The organism is Alishewanella sp. SMS8 (assembly GCF_030737935.1).
Classification (GTDB): Bacteria; Pseudomonadota; Gammaproteobacteria; order Enterobacterales; family Alteromonadaceae; genus Alishewanella; species Alishewanella maricola.
Window position 1 is genome coordinate 1 of the sequence record NZ_JAPJEA010000007.1, and the last position, 16,862, is coordinate 16,862.

Annotated in this window: 10 protein-coding genes and 1 pseudogene; 4 read left to right on the forward strand and 7 right to left on the reverse strand. The window is 45.0% G+C overall.

Annotated elements, in window-relative coordinates; all coding sequences use genetic code 11:
- The 3 genes from ORJ01_RS15160 to ORJ01_RS15170 form a co-directional block, all read left to right on the forward strand.
- The coding region (locus ORJ01_RS15160) for a type I secretion C-terminal target domain-containing protein (protein ID WP_306178754.1) at window positions 1-3,507 on the forward strand (3,507 nt) is incomplete at its 5' end.
- Between the two features lie 430 nt (window positions 3,508-3,937).
- A complete protein-coding gene (locus ORJ01_RS15165) occupies window positions 3,938-4,288 on the forward strand; it encodes a hypothetical protein (RefSeq protein ID WP_306178755.1) in 351 nt (116 codons plus the stop codon).
- Between the two features lie 204 nt (window positions 4,289-4,492).
- Window positions 4,493-4,762 carry a DUF805 domain-containing protein gene (locus ORJ01_RS15170; RefSeq protein WP_371930776.1) on the forward strand — a complete coding sequence of 90 codons (270 nt, stop codon included), beginning with the start codon at window positions 4,493-4,495 and terminating at the stop codon, window positions 4,760-4,762.
- A gap of 184 nt (window positions 4,763-4,946) precedes the next feature.
- Here the strand turns inward: ORJ01_RS15170 and ORJ01_RS15175 are convergent, their stop codons facing one another.
- From ORJ01_RS15175 to ORJ01_RS15205, 7 genes and pseudogenes are all read right to left on the reverse strand, one after another.
- Window positions 4,947-6,206 (reverse strand): OmpP1/FadL family transporter, encoded by a 1,260-nt coding sequence (locus tag ORJ01_RS15175; protein ID WP_306178756.1) that lies wholly within the window; start codon window positions 6,204-6,206, stop codon window positions 4,947-4,949.
- A 312-nt stretch (window positions 6,207-6,518) separates the two neighbouring features.
- The gene (locus ORJ01_RS15180; protein WP_306178757.1) at window positions 6,519-9,620 is read right to left on the reverse strand and encodes an efflux RND transporter permease subunit; all 3,102 of its coding nucleotides are present in this window, start codon (window positions 9,618-9,620) and stop codon (window positions 6,519-6,521) included.
- On the reverse strand, window positions 9,620-10,714 hold the full coding sequence (locus ORJ01_RS15185; protein WP_306178758.1) for an efflux RND transporter periplasmic adaptor subunit: 1,095 nt from the start codon (window positions 10,712-10,714) through the stop codon (window positions 9,620-9,622). The genes ORJ01_RS15180 and ORJ01_RS15185 overlap by 1 nt, the downstream gene beginning before the upstream one ends.
- A 311-nt stretch (window positions 10,715-11,025) precedes the next feature.
- Window positions 11,026-12,069 (reverse strand): lipocalin-like domain-containing protein, encoded by a 1,044-nt coding sequence (locus tag ORJ01_RS15190; RefSeq protein ID WP_306178815.1) that lies wholly within the window; start codon window positions 12,067-12,069, stop codon window positions 11,026-11,028.
- Between the two features lie 6 nt (window positions 12,070-12,075).
- The gene (locus ORJ01_RS15195) at window positions 12,076-14,433 is read right to left on the reverse strand and encodes an FtsX-like permease family protein (RefSeq protein WP_306178759.1); all 2,358 of its coding nucleotides are present in this window, start codon (window positions 14,431-14,433) and stop codon (window positions 12,076-12,078) included.
- 19 nt (window positions 14,434-14,452) lie between these two features.
- Window positions 14,453-15,115: an ABC transporter ATP-binding protein gene (locus tag ORJ01_RS15200; protein WP_306178760.1), complete on the reverse strand. Its 663-nt coding sequence runs from the start codon at window positions 15,113-15,115 to the stop codon at window positions 14,453-14,455.
- A gap of 65 nt (window positions 15,116-15,180) precedes the next feature.
- Window positions 15,181-16,062, reverse strand: a pseudogene (locus ORJ01_RS15205) (EAL domain-containing protein).
- Window positions 16,063-16,447: 385 nt separating this feature from the next.
- Between ORJ01_RS15205 and ORJ01_RS15210 the strand changes: the two are divergent.
- Window positions 16,448-16,798, forward strand: coding sequence for a hypothetical protein (locus ORJ01_RS15210; RefSeq protein ID WP_306178761.1), 351 nt, complete (start codon window positions 16,448-16,450; stop codon window positions 16,796-16,798).
- The last annotated feature ends 64 nt before the right edge of the window (window positions 16,799-16,862 follow it).

Below are 16,862 nucleotides of genomic sequence, written 5' to 3' on the forward strand. Positions count from 1 at the left end.
TTAGCCGATGGCCCATTAACCATTGATGCGACGGCAGTCGATAACAACGGTAACCCACTCGCGGCAGATACTTCAGCTACACTCGATGCGGTTGCCGGTTCATTGGATATCGCCGCGACCGTGGATAACACCGACGGTACGCTTGACCTCAGCGGCACCACCACCGATGTTGCTCCAGGCACGGTGATTAATATCACTATCACCGATCAAAATGGTAAAACAGTCATCGCCCAAGCCACCGTGCTGGCTGATGGCAGTTACCAGTTAGCCGATGTCGATGTCAGCACCTTAGCCGATGGCCCATTAACCATTGATGCGACGGCAGTTGATAACAACGGCAATCCATTGGCTGCTGATACTTCAGCCACACTTGATGCGGTTGCCGGCTCATTGGATATCGCTGCGACCGTCGATAACACCGATGGCACCCTCGATGTATCGGGCACCACCACCGACGTGGCGCCGGGCACGGTAATTAACATCACCATCACCGATCAAAACGGTAAAACGGTGATTACTCAAGCTACCGTATTAGCCGATGGCAGCTATGCCTTAGACGGTGTCGATGTCAGCACCTTAGCCGATGGCCCATTAACCATTGATGCGACGGCGGTTGATAACAACGGCAATCCATTGGCCGCCGATACTTCAGCTACACTCGATGCCATTGCTGGCTCATTAGATATCGCTGCGACGGTTGATAATACCGATGGCACCCTCGATGTATCGGGCACCACCACCGATGTTGCTCCAGGCACGGTGATTAATATCACTATCACCGATCAAAACGGTAAAACAGTCATCGCCCAAGCCACCGTGCTGGCTGATGGCAGTTACCAGTTAGCCGATGTCGATGTCAGCACCTTAGCCGATGGCCCATTAACCATTGATGCGACGGCGGTCGATAACAACGACAATCCATTGGCCGCCGATACTTCAGCCACACTCGATGCGATTGCCGGTTCATTAGATATCGCTGCGACCGTCGATAACACCGATGGCACCCTCGATTTATCGGGTACCACCACCGATGTTGCTCCGGGTACCGTGATTAACATCACCATCACCGATCAAAACGGTAAAACGGTGATTGCTCAAGCCACGGTATTAGCTGATGGCAGCTTCGCTTTAGAAGGTGTCGATGTCAGCACCTTAGCCGATGGCCCACTGACCATTGACGCGACGGCAGTCGATAACAACGGTAACCCACTCGCGGCAGACACCAATGCTACATTGGATGCGGTGGAAGGCACCCTAGTTATCGCTGCGACGGTTGATAATACCGATGGCACCCTCGATGTATCGGGCACAACCACCGACGTGGCGCCGGGCACGGTAATTAACATCACCATCACCGATCAAAACGGTAAGACGGTCATTGCCCAAGCTACGGTATTAGCCGATGGCAGTTATGCCTTAGAAGGTGTCGATGTCAGCACCCTAGCCGATGGTCCACTAACCATTGACGCGACGGCTGTGGACAACAACGGTAATCCGTTAATTGATAACGCGATAGTTGCTTTAGATCTCACACCGCCAAGTGTTGATATCACATCTGATCAAGCAACGCTTGAAAGTGGCCAATCTGCAACGATCACGTTTACCTTTAATGAGGAAATTTCAGGCTTTGATCTGACTGATATTGCCGTTACCGGTGGCGTGCTGTCCGGATTAAAACAAGATCCAACTAATCCGAATGTATGGACAGCCACCTTCGTGGCAAGTGGCACTGCACCTATTTCATTTACTGTGGCAAATGGCAGTTACACTGATCTCGTGGGTAATGAAGGTAGTGGCGACTCAGCCAGTATCAATAATGCGCCAGTCGCTAAGAATAATGTAGTTAACGGTAACGAAGATGAAGTTATTACAGGTAATGTGCTCACCAATGACGTCGATGTAGATGGGAATGCCCTAACCTTACAAAGCTTTGTGATAAATGGGCAAACTTATCTAGCCGGCGCAGAAGTGATTATTGAAAACCAAGGTAAATTAACCTTAGACGCTGAAGGTAACTTTACTTTTACTCCTGTAGCAAATTGGAGTGGTTCACTGCCTTCTGTAACCTATACCCTAACAGATGGACAAGGTGGTTCATCGACTGCCGCATTAAACATTACTTTGGCAGGAGTGGCAGACGCAGCAATTCTGCAAGTCGGTGATGCTGTTTCAACTAAAGTCGGCGCAACCTCTATTACTACTGGCGCGAACGGTAGCTTGATAGGATCTGGTTTAAGCCAAGCCTCTATTGAACAAGCTCTTGGTTTAAGCAGTGGCTTCCTAGATGGCTTCAACCCACCCTCGGGTGCACTGAATGTATCAGGCAACACCAATGCCATCGACGGAAACTATACGTCTAGCACGGTTAGCTTAAATAGCGGCATGTCGGTTGGCTTTAATTGGAATTTCATTAATGGTGAAAACAATACAAGTGAAATCCAACAAGGCTTCAGCGACTTTGTGTTAGTGATTATTACCGCACCGGATGGCAGCAAAACCACACAAATCATTACGTCCTCAGAGTTCTTGGGCGCAGGCGTTAATGGTAATGGCACCTTTAACTTTACCGCAACGCAAGATGGTGATTATAAATTTGACTGGGTTATTCTCAACGGTAGAGATAGCGGTAAAGACTCACAACTCAACTTATCGTCGAGTACGATCACGGTCAATGGTGTTACCTATGGCGATATGGTTGATTTAACCATTAATGCTGCACTTACTGATGCCAGTGAAAGCATGTTTATCACCATTACAGGCATACCGAGCAACGCCCTGCTCACCGCAGGCATAAAAAATGCCGATGGCAGCTGGACCCTAACCCAAGAACAATTGGAAGGGTTAAGCTTACTAACCCCAGTTGATTTTGTTGGCCAGCTTAACTTAACCGTTACGGCGACCACAACTGATGGCACTTCTACTACTGCAGTATCCGATACGCTTATTATCGACCTGTCGCAAACGACCAATACGGTTACCAGCGGCAATGATTCTTCGCAAACCATTATCGGTACGGATCAGGGTGATCTGATCAATGCTTACGGTGGCAATGACGTGATCAACGCGGGTGCAGGCAATGATGTTATCTATGGCGGACAAGGCAATGACACCATTAATGCAGGCAGCGGCAACGATGTGCTGTTTGGTGGTGTTGGCAATGATACGCTTATCGGTGGTGAAGGTGCAGACGTGTTCGCTTGGCAACTTGGCGATCAAGGAAGCAGCAGTGCAGCGGCTTTTGACGTGATTAAAGACTTTAGCATGGCACAAGGAGATGTCATCGATTTACGTGACTTGCTACAAGGTGAGAATAGCGACAACATTACCAATTACCTCAGTTTCAGTACTGTCGATGGCAACACCACGATAGATATTAAACATACGGGTAGTGGCAACGTAACGCAAAAAATCACGCTTGAAAACGTTGACCTGAGTAGCTTTGGTAATGATACACAAGCCATTATTGATAGCTTGATTAGTAGTGGTCATTTAAAAATTGATGGCTAAACCTGACTGTTGTTAACCGAAATAAAACAGGCGCTTTAAGCGCCTGTTTTTTTATTCAATTAAGTTGGAATCACACCATTACGATAACACCATTTAAAAGCAATTTTATACATCACATCATGATTTGGCCTATCAAACCTTAGTTGAACAAATTAGCGCTTAATTTCATAAAATCGTAACTTCAAAGGTAGATCAACTTAGCCTTGCAACGAACTATCACAGCATAATAAAACACCACATGACACAACCAGATTAAAAATAATTAACTTAATTCATTCTAAATGACAATAATAGGCTTTATAGTGTTAAAGCTATTTAATTGAAGCCTGCTCAATAAAATCAGTAAATTTTATACATTTGCCAATTTATTTGTTGCCTGAATTAAATAATTCATATATTAATAATCACTACTTTTTATGAGGATAACGATATGAATGAGATAGTTAGGGAAAACACCACCGAGAAAGGAAATGCAAAGCTTGTTTATATTCTTTATTTAGTCGGTTTATTATTTGGCATCGCCGGCATTGTTGGTGTTGTGATTGCTTACGTGAATAAAAGCGATGCGCCAGCTTGGTTACAAACACATTATCATTTTCAAATTAGAACATTTTGGATTGGCGCCTTGTATATCATACTTGGCGGTATTTTAGCTTTGGTATTAATTGGTTGGTTTATACTGCTATTTTGGGCGATATGGCTAATTGTTCGTTCTGTAAAAGGTATGCAGGCTTTAGATAAAGGGCTACCCATTGCCGAACCGAAAAGTTGGTTTTTCTAACTTAACGCCTAGCGCATGCTTGTTCTACGAACAACATTCCTTTAAGAACACTTAATGTGTACTAGCGGGTTTTACCCATAACCAGATATTTGATAAGAATATCATTAATGAAAGAAGTTAAATTATGAATTACTTTTTGGATGCTATAAAAAAATACGCAGATTTCACTGGCAGGGCTCGTCGTCAAGAATACTGGATGTTTTTTTGTTTTATGTTTTATTCTATATCGGCGCAGTAATTGTTGACGGTATATTAGGCACCTTTATTATTTCTTTACTATTCAGCCTAACCCTACTTATTCCGTCTCTCGCTATTGGTGCTCGTCGCCTACATGACACCGGCCGCACCGGCTGGTGGTTACTTATTGGCTTAGTTCCTTTAATTGGCGGAATAGTATTATTAGTTTTCTTTATTTTTGATAGTGTTGAAGATAACCAGTACGGGCCAAACCCTAAAGCGGTACCACTCGCTTAGAAAAACAAAAACACACCTAAAAATAGCTCGAGTTAGGTTGCGGGTTTATTTAGGTGTGTTTTTCTGTGTTTCCATTCAGTATTAAACGCGCGCAAGTACCAAACTAAAACGCTTAGGCGTTAACTACAAAAACCTGCAGCTAACACTTACGGCTAGCGCCAGCGTAATCAGTATTTAATTAAACTTAAAACGCCCACGCTACTGATGCCCCTACGCCATGCTGTTGCATAGCAATGCTTAACTGTTGATTTGGCGCTAAAAAATTTGCCCCAGTAACTGTTTTAGTAGGTGAATAAAACGCTGTTAGGTTCATCTGTACATTCGCAGCTAACGACTGGCTTAAACCTGTAGTGAAATGCCATTCCTGTACCCCGGGCGCTAAAATGTTGAATAACACCTGCGATGACGAAATAGGTTGCTCACCGTAAGAAACACCAAACCGGATCTTTTGCTGCTCGGTTCGCTGCCATTGATAACCCAGTTTATATACCGTCATATCTTGCCAACCAAAGCCTGCACCATTCGACGCACCCAAAGGAGCTGACATAATATTACCGATTGGGTTTGCTACACTGCTCACTTCGCCGTAATTGATATGCTGCAGATCTAACAATACTTGATGCGACCGATTAATTTGCCACGCCAAACCGACTTGTAAGGCACTGGGTAAATCAAAATCGCCTTGTTCAGCAAACAAACCCGCGTATTGATCGAATTCCCCCATGCTTACCGCAGAACGATAACTGGCTCCAACAGTGAAGGCATCCGACACTAAATAGGTTAAACCTAATTGCAAGCCAATACCGCTACTGAAATCGGAGCCATTATCTGACAACGAAGTAGGTGCTTGAGAAAACGGTGCAAAGCTCGCCAGTCCTTGTGCTGAAAACTGCTGTACAACCAGCACCGGCGCCACACCTAAGCGTAATTGCTCGGTCCACTGATAACTTAGGGTGGGGCTAACAAATAATTGCTTTAAATCTACCCCCGTCGTGCCCGCATAAAAAGTGCCTTCGGGCATAGCGTCGGCTTGGTATTCCGTATTCATGCCGCCATTCGCATAAATTAATATCCCCACATTAACTTGATCGTTTAGCTGCTGGCCAAAAGCAAACTCGGGAATAGCAAATAGCTTTTTTGCACTACGCTTACCCGGACCTTGTAAGTAAAATGCACCAGGAAAAAATTCGTTAACCTCCGCCACCGCATAATTGCGATCGGGCGCAAACAGCTCTAAGCCAACTGACAATTCACTGCCTTTTACCAGCAAGTTAGCTGGGTTATTCGCCGCAGACATCAGCTCTTCTGAGACCGCCACCCCAGCACCCGCCATACCTTTGTGCGTCATGCCATAACCGTGTGTAAAATAACCATTGGTTGCGAAAGCGGGAGAACTCATAAAAATACTGGCCGCTACTACACTCACTACTACACGTTTTTTCATGGTTACTACCTACCCAGACTATAAAAGGAAGACACCATAACGGTTTTCTTATATAACAAAAAATAATTTAAAACCATTAGATATACTCAAAAGAAATATAACAGTAGTGACTTTAGCTAAGCAGATATGTTGAATGTGGAGAGAAGCTGCATTACTCAACCTAAGCATATGAGAATGCAGCCATTTAACCGATTAGACTTCTTAAAATCACCATTTTCTCAGTTGACGCTGAGAAGAAAACCATGCTTTCAATTCATTAATTTTAGTGAGATGTCAGTCACACATGTGCAGAAAGTTGAGTACGAGCTTTCGCTACTTTTTAGTTGGCTGATGGTTTGACGCCAGCACCATATAAACACTAGGCAACACCAATAAAGTAAACAGCGTGCCTACCAACATGCCTGCAACTAAAATAATGCCGATACTATTGCGTGCTTCAGCGCCGGCGCCCACCACTAACACCAAAGGAAAATGCCCCAGCACAGTTGCAGCGGTTGTCATTAACACTGGGCGTAAACGCGCTTGTGCTGCAAGCTGTATAGCATCGAATTTTGCTTTACCTTGCTGTTGCATTTTATTAGCAAACTCAACAATTAAAATGCCGTTTTTCGCAATCAGCCCCACCAAGGTGATAAAGCCAACTTGTGAATAAATATTGATTGTCGTGAAGTCTAAAAAGGCAAACATCAAGGCGCCAGCCATCGCTAAAGGCACAGAGCCCAACAACACCACCAGAGGGTCGCGAAAACTATTAAACTGCACCGCTAGCACAAAAAACACAAAGACTAATGCGACCACTAGTACGCCTTCTAAGGTGTTGCCTTCTAAACGAATTTGTCGTGACTCGCCAGCATAATCAATACTGTATTCTGCTGGCAATATCTTCGCGGCGGCGTCTTCTAAAGCACCTAAGCCTTGCTCTTTGGTGGTGCCTGGGATCACTTCGCCATAAATTCTAAAGGCATTTTTTTGCTGAAACTTACTTAACACACGCGGTCTAATTTCGGTTTCTAAACTGGCAATAGCACGCAAAGGAATTAACTGATCGGCGGGGGTGCGGATCAACAGTGACAATATGGCATCAGGATTCACTCGTGCGCTTTCATCTAGCATAGGTATAACGCGATAAGCGCGGCCATCTTGATTATAACGATTGACAAAATTAGCCGATAACAATACCTCAAGCTGGGCACTAACACTGGCTAAATCCATGCCTAAATCCGCAATCGCCTGACGATTAAGCTTGAAGCGCGCTTGCGGGTAATCGATTTTCAAATCCGTTTCGGCAAATAAGAACTTACCACTAGCCTGAGCGGCCGCCACCATCTGATCGGCGTAGCGTTTCATATCGACGTAAGAGTCGGTGGAAAGCACGGCCAGTTCTACTGAAAAATTACCGGACGTCGGTAGGGCTGATTCCATCACTGGAAAAGCTTTTAAGCCAGGCACCTGCGACAAATTAGCAAAGGCTTGCCAAAACATATCCTGCGTTTTTTCAGCACGCTGTGACGGATCAACTAAATCTAAGCCGCCAAAAGCTCCTGCAGGGTTAACAATTTGCCACATAAACTTCGCCCCATCCAACTGCAGCATCGTGTCTACTACCGCATCCATATGCTGCATGGTATAGGCTAAAGAGGCATCGGGAGCAGACTCTACCACCACATTAATGCTGTTTTGATCTTCTGTGGGCGCCAGCTCTTTTAATGAAAACAGATAAAACGGTACATTCAGTAACGCTAAAAATACCGCAATAAATAACACCTGCGCTTTATACTTAAGCGTCACAATCAATACTTTACTGTAAGCCTGCTGCAGACGATCAAAAACATGATTGATGCGTTGAGTTAACCGGCTTTCTTTGCCCCCCTCTGGCGAGGCATAAGCGCTCATAATCGGTGATAAGGTTATTGCAACAAAGCCGGAAATTAACACGGCAATCGCTAAGGTAAAGGCAAACTCTTTAAACAAAGCCCCTGTTAAACCACTTAATAAACCAATAGGAGCATATACCGCAGCTAAGGTAATGGTCATGCTGATTATAGGCGCTAATAACTGGCGTGAACTAAGTAAGGCCGCGTCGAGTCGACTCATGCCATTGCGCATATGTCGAGCCACATTTTCCACCACAACGATGGCATCATCAACCACCAAACCCACGGATAACACGATGGCAAGCACGGTCAATAAATTCAGGCTAAACCCCATCAGCGCCATAGTACCGATAGCGCCTAAAATCGAAATAGGGATAGTCACTAAAGGCACTAACGCCGTGCGAAACGATCCCATCATCGCCACCACAACAATACCCACCAATACAATGGTTTCGGCCAGCGTAATAAATATTTCGGTTAAAGCACTGCGCATATACAAGGTGCCATCGTAACCGTCGGTAATGCGTAAGCCATTGGGCAAGGTTGGGTTTATTTCCTCCAGCTTGGCATACAAACTATCCCCAATAGCTATCTCGTTGGCGCCTGGTAAAGGCCAGACAGAAATAAACAACACAGTATCGTGGCTCAACCGAGCACTGGTTTCGCTTTCTTCTTCAGCAATCTCGATTTCTGCAACATCGGCTAGACGCACCTGCGCACCTTCGATATTTCTTAACACCAGCTGTTCAAAATCAGTCACATTTGATAATGAGGTATCGGTCAGCAGCGGAATGCGTTGCTGATTGTTTTCACTTTGGCCAACTGTCGCGATTAAATTATTTGCCCGTAGTGCTAACATCACCTCGTCCGCAGCAATATTAAAAGCAGCCAGCTTCGCAGGGTTCAACCAAATTCGCATCGCCGGTGCCCTGCCGCCCTCAATGCCAATGCGCTGTACGCCCGGAATAGAAGCCAAAGCTGGTGAAACACGGCGCGATAAATAGTCAGTGACTTCCATACGCGACATCGGGCTGTCTGCTTGGTTGTAATTCACCACCAAATAAAAAATCGCGAAAGGACGGTCAGCCCTTACCACCTCAACCGACGGATCTTCGGCGCCTTCTGGTAATTCAAAACGAATTTGATCCAGCTTGGCCGATAACTCTGCCAACGCCTTGGTACTATCTTGATTCAGCTTTAACCAAAGCGTTACAGCACTGAGCCCAGGGGTGCTGCGCGACTCAACATAATCGACCCCAGGAACCGAACTGGCAACGCGTTCAATTGGCTCACTAATAAAGCCTTGCACTACCTCTGCGGAAGCGCCTATATAGGGTGTAGTGATTTGTAACGACGCGCTGGTAATTTGTGGAAATTGTAGCACCGGAATATCGATTGCAGCTCGGATCCCCACCAGTACCAAGATCAGCGAAAGTACAATCGCCAGAACCGGTTTTTTACAAAATATATCTATTATTGAGGGCCGGTTATCCAACGCGGCCTCTTTTATATTGTGCGGATCAGAAGTGTGCTGTGCCATTACAACGGCCCCGCATCATCAGCCGTAGCAAGATTGACTAAGATGCCATCACGTAATTTAAAAGAACCTACCGTAGCCACTTGTTCATTCTGGCTCAGCCCCGACAAAATCACTATGTGCTTATCATCATGCGCGCCAACTTCTACTGCCCGACGATTGGCGCGTAACTTGTCATCTGCAGCTTGCGCCAGTACATACACGTAAGCACCAAACGTATCATAACGCACCGCGGTGTTCGGTAAGCGGATGACGCTGATTGGCGCAGCAATGGGCAAACTCACCATCACACTGGCACCGGGTTTAAACTGGGCATCAAGGTTGTCGAGTTCGGCGCGAATTCGTAAATTGCGAGAGATACTAGAAATAACCGGATCTATAGCAATGATCTTTGCCTGATGTTTGATATTCGCAGACGCCACGCTACTGATTTCAAGCGCGGTCGACAGGCTTAATTGATAAGCAGCTTGTGGTACTGAAAAATCGATCCAAACTTGGTCTAAGTTACCAATTAACCGGGTGATTAATGTGTTCGCCGCTAAAAATCCTCCGACCTCAAGTTCATGTAAACCTGTGCTGCCACTAAAGGGCGCAATCAAGGTTTTCTTTGCAATGGTGGCCTGTATTGCTCTGGCGTTAGCTTGTTTTATGGCAAGTTGCGCGCTCACTTGGTCAAGTTGCGCGCGGCTGGACGCCTGCGTTTTAACCAGTTGGGTTAATCGAGAAAGATCCAGGGTGGCTAAAGCAATTTCTGCGTTAATAGCATCTAGTGCCGCTTGTTCATTAACGCTATCTAAACTCAATAACACCTGATCTTTTTCTACCGAGCCACCCGAGCGAAAACCAACAGCAGTAATCACCCCCTCAAGCTCATTGCGTACCTCTAGCGAGCGTGTTGCCTTAACTTCACCCAACACCTGCAAACTGTCTTGCCAAAGACTGGTGGTAACTTTTATTGCTGCCACCGTTTCGCTGGGCTCAGGAAACGACTCGCCAAACGCAATCGCTGCCCGCACTTGCGTAAACTTTACAAAAGCCAACAGTATAAACAGCACGAGGCAACCAGCAACCGCGGCAATCCAGGGGCGAAATTGCATTTTTCTTCCTCTTAAAAATAGTCTTGGCTATAACGTTTAACTGTATTGAGATTATTTAGATCATTAACCTGCATAAGTTAAGCCGCAAACCTAAAATTTCTACTGTGAATAGGGAGCGATAGTTCATATTAACTCAAGTTAAAATACCTTTAATAACCCACTAACTATTCAAGCATTGTTATTTTAGTTAATGCAAAGCATCGTCCTAAGAACCTCTTAAGAAATAGCAGCTCTCTAGGCTGCTATCACTTGCGGATACCTCGACAAGCAAAACCTGTTGCAGCTGCCGCTTAAAAACCCCATATTTAACGTTAATACCCAGTAAGCTCAGCAAAACCTAAGCCATTAAAGCCACCGGAAGCGCGCACGCGTCCTTCCCAATATGGCACAGACAATTGATTACGTGAGTCTTTGGTTAAAGTTTCAAGCATAATCGGCGCTGAATTAGGTAGGGTAATCTGCCACTTACTGGGGTATTTCCTGTCGTTAAGGGTAATGCGCTCGAGTACCGACAAGCTGATATCTTCTCTGGCAATCATCGTGGCCTGCCCGTTTTTCGCTATTCGGCTACCGCTGCAATAATCATAGTTATTTTTGTCGTCACGAATACAAAAGAGCATTAAACCTTGTTTGCCATTTTCATCGCTAACCAGGCTAAACCAATCCCAACCAAACTGGCTTTTATCTAATAAGCTTGCTGACCATTCTCTATCGTACCACGCGTTACCTGTTACCTTATATTGCTTACCATTGAAGGTGATAACGCCGCCTGCCTCAAGAAATGGATAGCTAAAATAGTAAGATGCATGACCACTCTCGGTTTTTTGGCTATAGCCATTTTCCCCGTGTAACGTTAACGGGCTATTACTCAGTGATACAGCAATGGCATAGTCTTGTTGTTTTGCTTGCATCTGCAACGGTAAAAACGACTGTTCAGTGCTTTTAAGCGACCAATCATCTAATTGCGCATTAAAAGGGCTAGCAACAATACTGGCCTGCCCCGCTCGGGCAAAGCGTTCAAAAGCAATATGTGTTTGCTCGTGCTGCAGAGCGAAATGCGCAAAATAAAGTTGGTTATCCCACCAAGAAGACTCAAAGCTAACGGGAGCTTGTGTTCTAAACAACGTCCACTGTGCACCAAAGGTTTCGCCACTTTCTGCGGTAAGATTGGCCGTCACGTACCACCACTCAATACCTTGCTCTAAGTGCGGGCCATGATCCTGCGGGAAAATTACACCACGCTGTTTATCGACGGGTTGCCCACTGTCAGTTTGCAAAGCCTGAAAGTTTTCGAGGTGCGGCGCAGGCTCGCAACTGAGTAATAAAAAGCTGAAAAAAACGAGAACATACTTCATCAATAGTTAAGGCCCCTTTACCTGCAAATGAGCTGTAAGCTTTTTAATCGGCAGATACGCGCAGAGGACTGCGGCTAATAGCATAAACAGACAGGTATAGAGCAGTGCCGGCAAATCTAAATTAAAATGGATAGTCCAACCAAAGGCGATGGGCATCACAAATTCCAACAGCGTGAACCCAAGTGCAAAGCCTAATGGGATCGCAAAAGCACAGGTAAAAAATACCAATAAGGTGGTTTGTAACAGCTTAAGCTTTTGCAGCTGGGCCGCATCAACACCTAAGCTATGCAGCACCGCTAATTGACTTACATGCAACGCACTCAGGCTTAATAAGCTGATACATAAACTCAGTAAAGCAATAGCTAAAATAAAACCATTAAGTAACTTAGTTACTTGAAACGTTTCGTTAAACATCTTATTCGCCACTGCTTTAAAGTGCTTATTGGCGGCGATAGTGGCACTGTCTAGCTGGTAAACATTGATCAGTCGTTCAGTGATTTGCTCAACACTGACTTGCTCAGCTAAAGTTAACGACAAACCAAAAACTTGCCAGTGAAATGGGCTCGCGCGCAAAGTCTGCTCTTGGATAATCAGGCTTAATGCGGTATTGCCATAATCATAGGCAAAGGCACTGATCCGGCACGCAAATTCATGTTGGTTTTGCACAAAGCGCACACGGTCATTAATTTTATAGCCCTCTTTTATAGCCGCCTGCTCATTGGCAATACAGCCTTGTTCGGCAAAATTCTCGGCACTGACCGGCTGATTTGACGTAAGGCTGATGTGCGAAAACGCTTCATCGCCATCTCCATAGCTAATAAGGCGCGTAGGTGTTTTATCGATATAACCGGCTGCGGCCATATAAATACCGACTCTCGCTACTTGGGTATCCTTTGCCAAGCGCTGGCGTAACGCTGGATCGTCATCGTCTACTTGCAGGTAAATATCGGCATTCAGTTGTGTTTCAAGATGCGCATTTAGCGTATCGCTGAAGCTTTTAACCATGATTTGCATGCCAATGGCACTGCCAAGGGCTACTAAAATGGCGACGATGGCAATTCGCAGCTCTGCTAACTGGAATTTACTGTCGGCATAAAGCCACTGCCAAAGTGGCTGGCTAAACGGATTTTTAACGCTAAGCAAGCCTTGCAAACAACTTGGGGTAATCAGCACAAAAAATACCAAGATTAAAAAACACATCAACAGAGCATCAAACTCGGTGCTTGCGTAAAAATAACCATAGCTAAGGGCCGCTAGCACACCGCCTAGTACAATATAAAACAGCCATTTACGGTGGCTATGCAGCACCTTTTTTTGCGTGAGTAACATGAGGCCGAGGGTCACGATGTTTAACAAAAAGCCCAATAACAAAGTTTGCCACTGCCAGCTAAGGGTGAGCGCTTTTTCTAATTGATATAAGCCCATCAGCGTACTGTTAATGTCCATTAATAACGTGTTGGCAATAATATAGCCTGCCAAACTACCCAATAGTGCCGTTAAAAAACCCATAACGATAAACTCAATAGCGATGGCAATAAAAATTGCCTGCTGCGAAAAACCTAAAACATGAAATTGTATTAGTAAGTTTCTGCGCCCTGCGATTGATAGCTTGATGGCATTAAAACTTAAAAAGGCCGCCACAATGTAGCCGAGTAACGCCAGCGCACCCAAATTAAAAAAGAATGCCTCGGATAAAGCATCAAAGTCTTGCTCTTGTGCTGCCACTAAACGAGCATCATTTCCAAGTATCGCCTCAACTAATGGGGCCTGCTCGAGCGCTAAGTCAATCAGCTCAATAAAGCTCAGTTGACCGTTCGCGTTTAGCAGCATGTCTGCATAGGCAAGATCGGTAACTGACCACACACCAATGTCAGCCGCTAAGGTGAAGCTTGGTTTGATAACCGAGTCTTGTAGGGTAAGTTGCCGACTTTCGCTATCCAGCATCAACTTTGCAGCATTATTGCTATCAATGATGATGTTATCGAAGCGAAAGCTGGCCTCTGTGGTCTCGGCATGTTGCTGCGTACTTAGCGCTGCTGACTGAGTTAACCACATGAGGCTGTCGACACCTTGCAGATAAAGGGTGTGACCAGATGACAGCTGCAACTGCCCTCGCAACACCGGCTGCGCATTGGTATAACCATTGGCTCTTAATTTAAGCCATAAAGCACCGTCCAAAAACGCTTGACCTATTGGCGGTTTCACCATATGGCTAACGGTATTATCGATAAGCGCAGCGGAAATTTGGTGCCGGTTTTTCGCTTCTTGGTTTAATCCAGCGATGGCTGTTAGTAAGGCGCTGCCTAAACTTAACCCCACAATAAACAGTAACAACAACCACGGATGGTGCTTAAAATACGCCATATGGGTTCGTAAAATAAGCTTAATTTCGTTCATTAAGCTGGCCATTAGCAAGCACTTTCACACTATCGAAATACCGCGTTAATTGCTGAGAATGTGTCACCATAACCAAGTTGATTCGCCGAGTCTTACACAGGCTGGTCAGCAGTTCTACCACTTGCTGCGAGCGCGCCTGGTCAAGGTTGCCAGTGGGCTCATCAGCTAACACAAGCTGAGGTTGATTCAGTAAAGCACGGGCAATGCCTACCCGTTGTTGCTCGCCACCAGACAGCTGATTAGGCAACTTGTGCAGTTTATCCGTTAAACCCAGCTGCTCGGTTAAGCACTCAAAGTCTTTAGGTCGTTGCCTTGGAAAATTTAACTTATACTGAAACAAGATATTTTGTTTTACACTAAGACAATCGAGCAGTTGATAACGCTGAAAAATCAAACCTATTTTGCGGCGGTAGTAGGCAAGCTGCAAAGCGTTGTATGAGGAAATCTGTTCGCCATTAATGACAATTTGACCGCTGTGAGGTGACAGTAAGCCAGATAATAAATTAAGTAAGGTAGTTTTACCCGAGCCACTGTCTCCAAGTAGCGCAACTTGCTCTTGCGATTTGATCTCAAAACTGAGGCCGTCGAATACTTGGTGAACTTGCTCGCCATCCTGTCGATGAAAGCATAGGTCTGTGACACTGATCACGATAATTTCCCTTCTAAATCAACAGCAAGGCTGTTGAGTTTATATGTATCAACAAGCCCTAGCCACTAAAATCTTTTTGCCGCATTCTTAAGTGGCGACACTGAGCTTTTTATATTTTCACGTTTTTCTTGGCTAACTTTCTGATTATAAAATTTAGGCCGGCCAAATAAATACCCCTGCAATAAATCAATTTTATTATCAATAAGCCATCTGGCCTCGTCTTCCGTTTCAATACCCTCAGCCACAGTTGTGATTCCGCTGGTTTTGGCGATATTCACTAGGCTGGAAACGATATTTTACTTAAATACATCTTGATGCACATCACGCACCAGTTCCATATCTATTTTCACGTAATCTGGACGTATTTTTTGCAGAAGATTCAAGCCAGACCAACCCGATCCAATATCATCCATTGCAACTTGAAAGCCGGCATTGCGATAAAACGCCAGAATGCCTTTTAAGTGATTTAAATCGCTACTTTGGTGTGTTTCAGTGACTTCAAACACAATATCGGCAGGCGTCAACCCAAGCTCATAAATGGCAGCGGCGGTAGAGCGCAAACAATATGAAGGGTCATAGATGCTTGAGGGATTAAAATTAATAAATAACTTACCTTTTAATTTAGCTGCAGCAAAGTATTCAACCGCAGCACGCCTTGCTACTAGGTCCAATGAAAACAATAAATCGGCTTGTTCGGCAAGCAAAAAGGCTAATTGCGGCGGCACGATACTGTTGGTCTCGTCGCGCATCCTAAACAGCCCTTCATAAGAGTAGATTCTGGGATCTTCTAATGCCGACTGCGCATAAACGATAGGCTGAAACCATGTTTCATAATTCTCATGTTCAATACTATTGATTAGCCACTTTGCCTTAAAGCGATTGATCAGCACATTAAAGATGGTCATGCGCGACATAGCAGAAATATCCGGTAAAGCATCTTCAGCCATCGTCGTTAACTTAGTGCCGGCTAATTCGGCTTGCTCTAATGCACCATTAACACCCGTTAAGAAAGCAGAAATAGAACTGGCTTTAATTTCAACGGCGATGCAGTGTGTACTTATCTGTTTTGCCGTGTAATTTTGACTGCCAACGTATCTGGCAAGTTTGGCGAAGGTTTCCGTGGTGGGCACGAATATCCAAAAAAAGTGGCATCGTCAAAAAAATAGTCATCAACCGACTCGCAATCTGCACAATACATTTCATACCCTTGAGTTAAGCGTCATTGGCTTTTTTACGCGCAAGGTAAAACTTCAGACCATGACAATGCTGCTCTTAAAGCAGCACCAGCACAAAACGGCATTATATTTGCTGACAACATAAGATAAGGCGTTAATGATAAACTCGAGCAATATCAAAACGATTGGCCATTCGCTAACTCTCGCGCCCCGAGTTGAACACTTTCGGCTTAATGATGGCACACGTTTTTTCCAAAGCTTTATTAGCCCATTGCAGGGCTTTTATCCTGACGAAATAGTACCTGCAGATTACGGCATAGAGAATAAATTTGATGATAATATAAGCAGCACCATTGCTGCCTCAGTGATCCGTTATGGCGATGATGAAAGCTACCAGCAGTATTTATTGAATCAAGTTGAACGATCTGGGCTGCCATTTGCCTCTAGGATGACAGGCAAATGGTCTAAATACAGTTCGGTGAGCTTACAGATCACAACCTCTAATTAGTGTTTAAATAAAGGCGCCGTAGATTATACTCAGTGTCAGCAACAGTACTTAGCAAAGTGCCCAC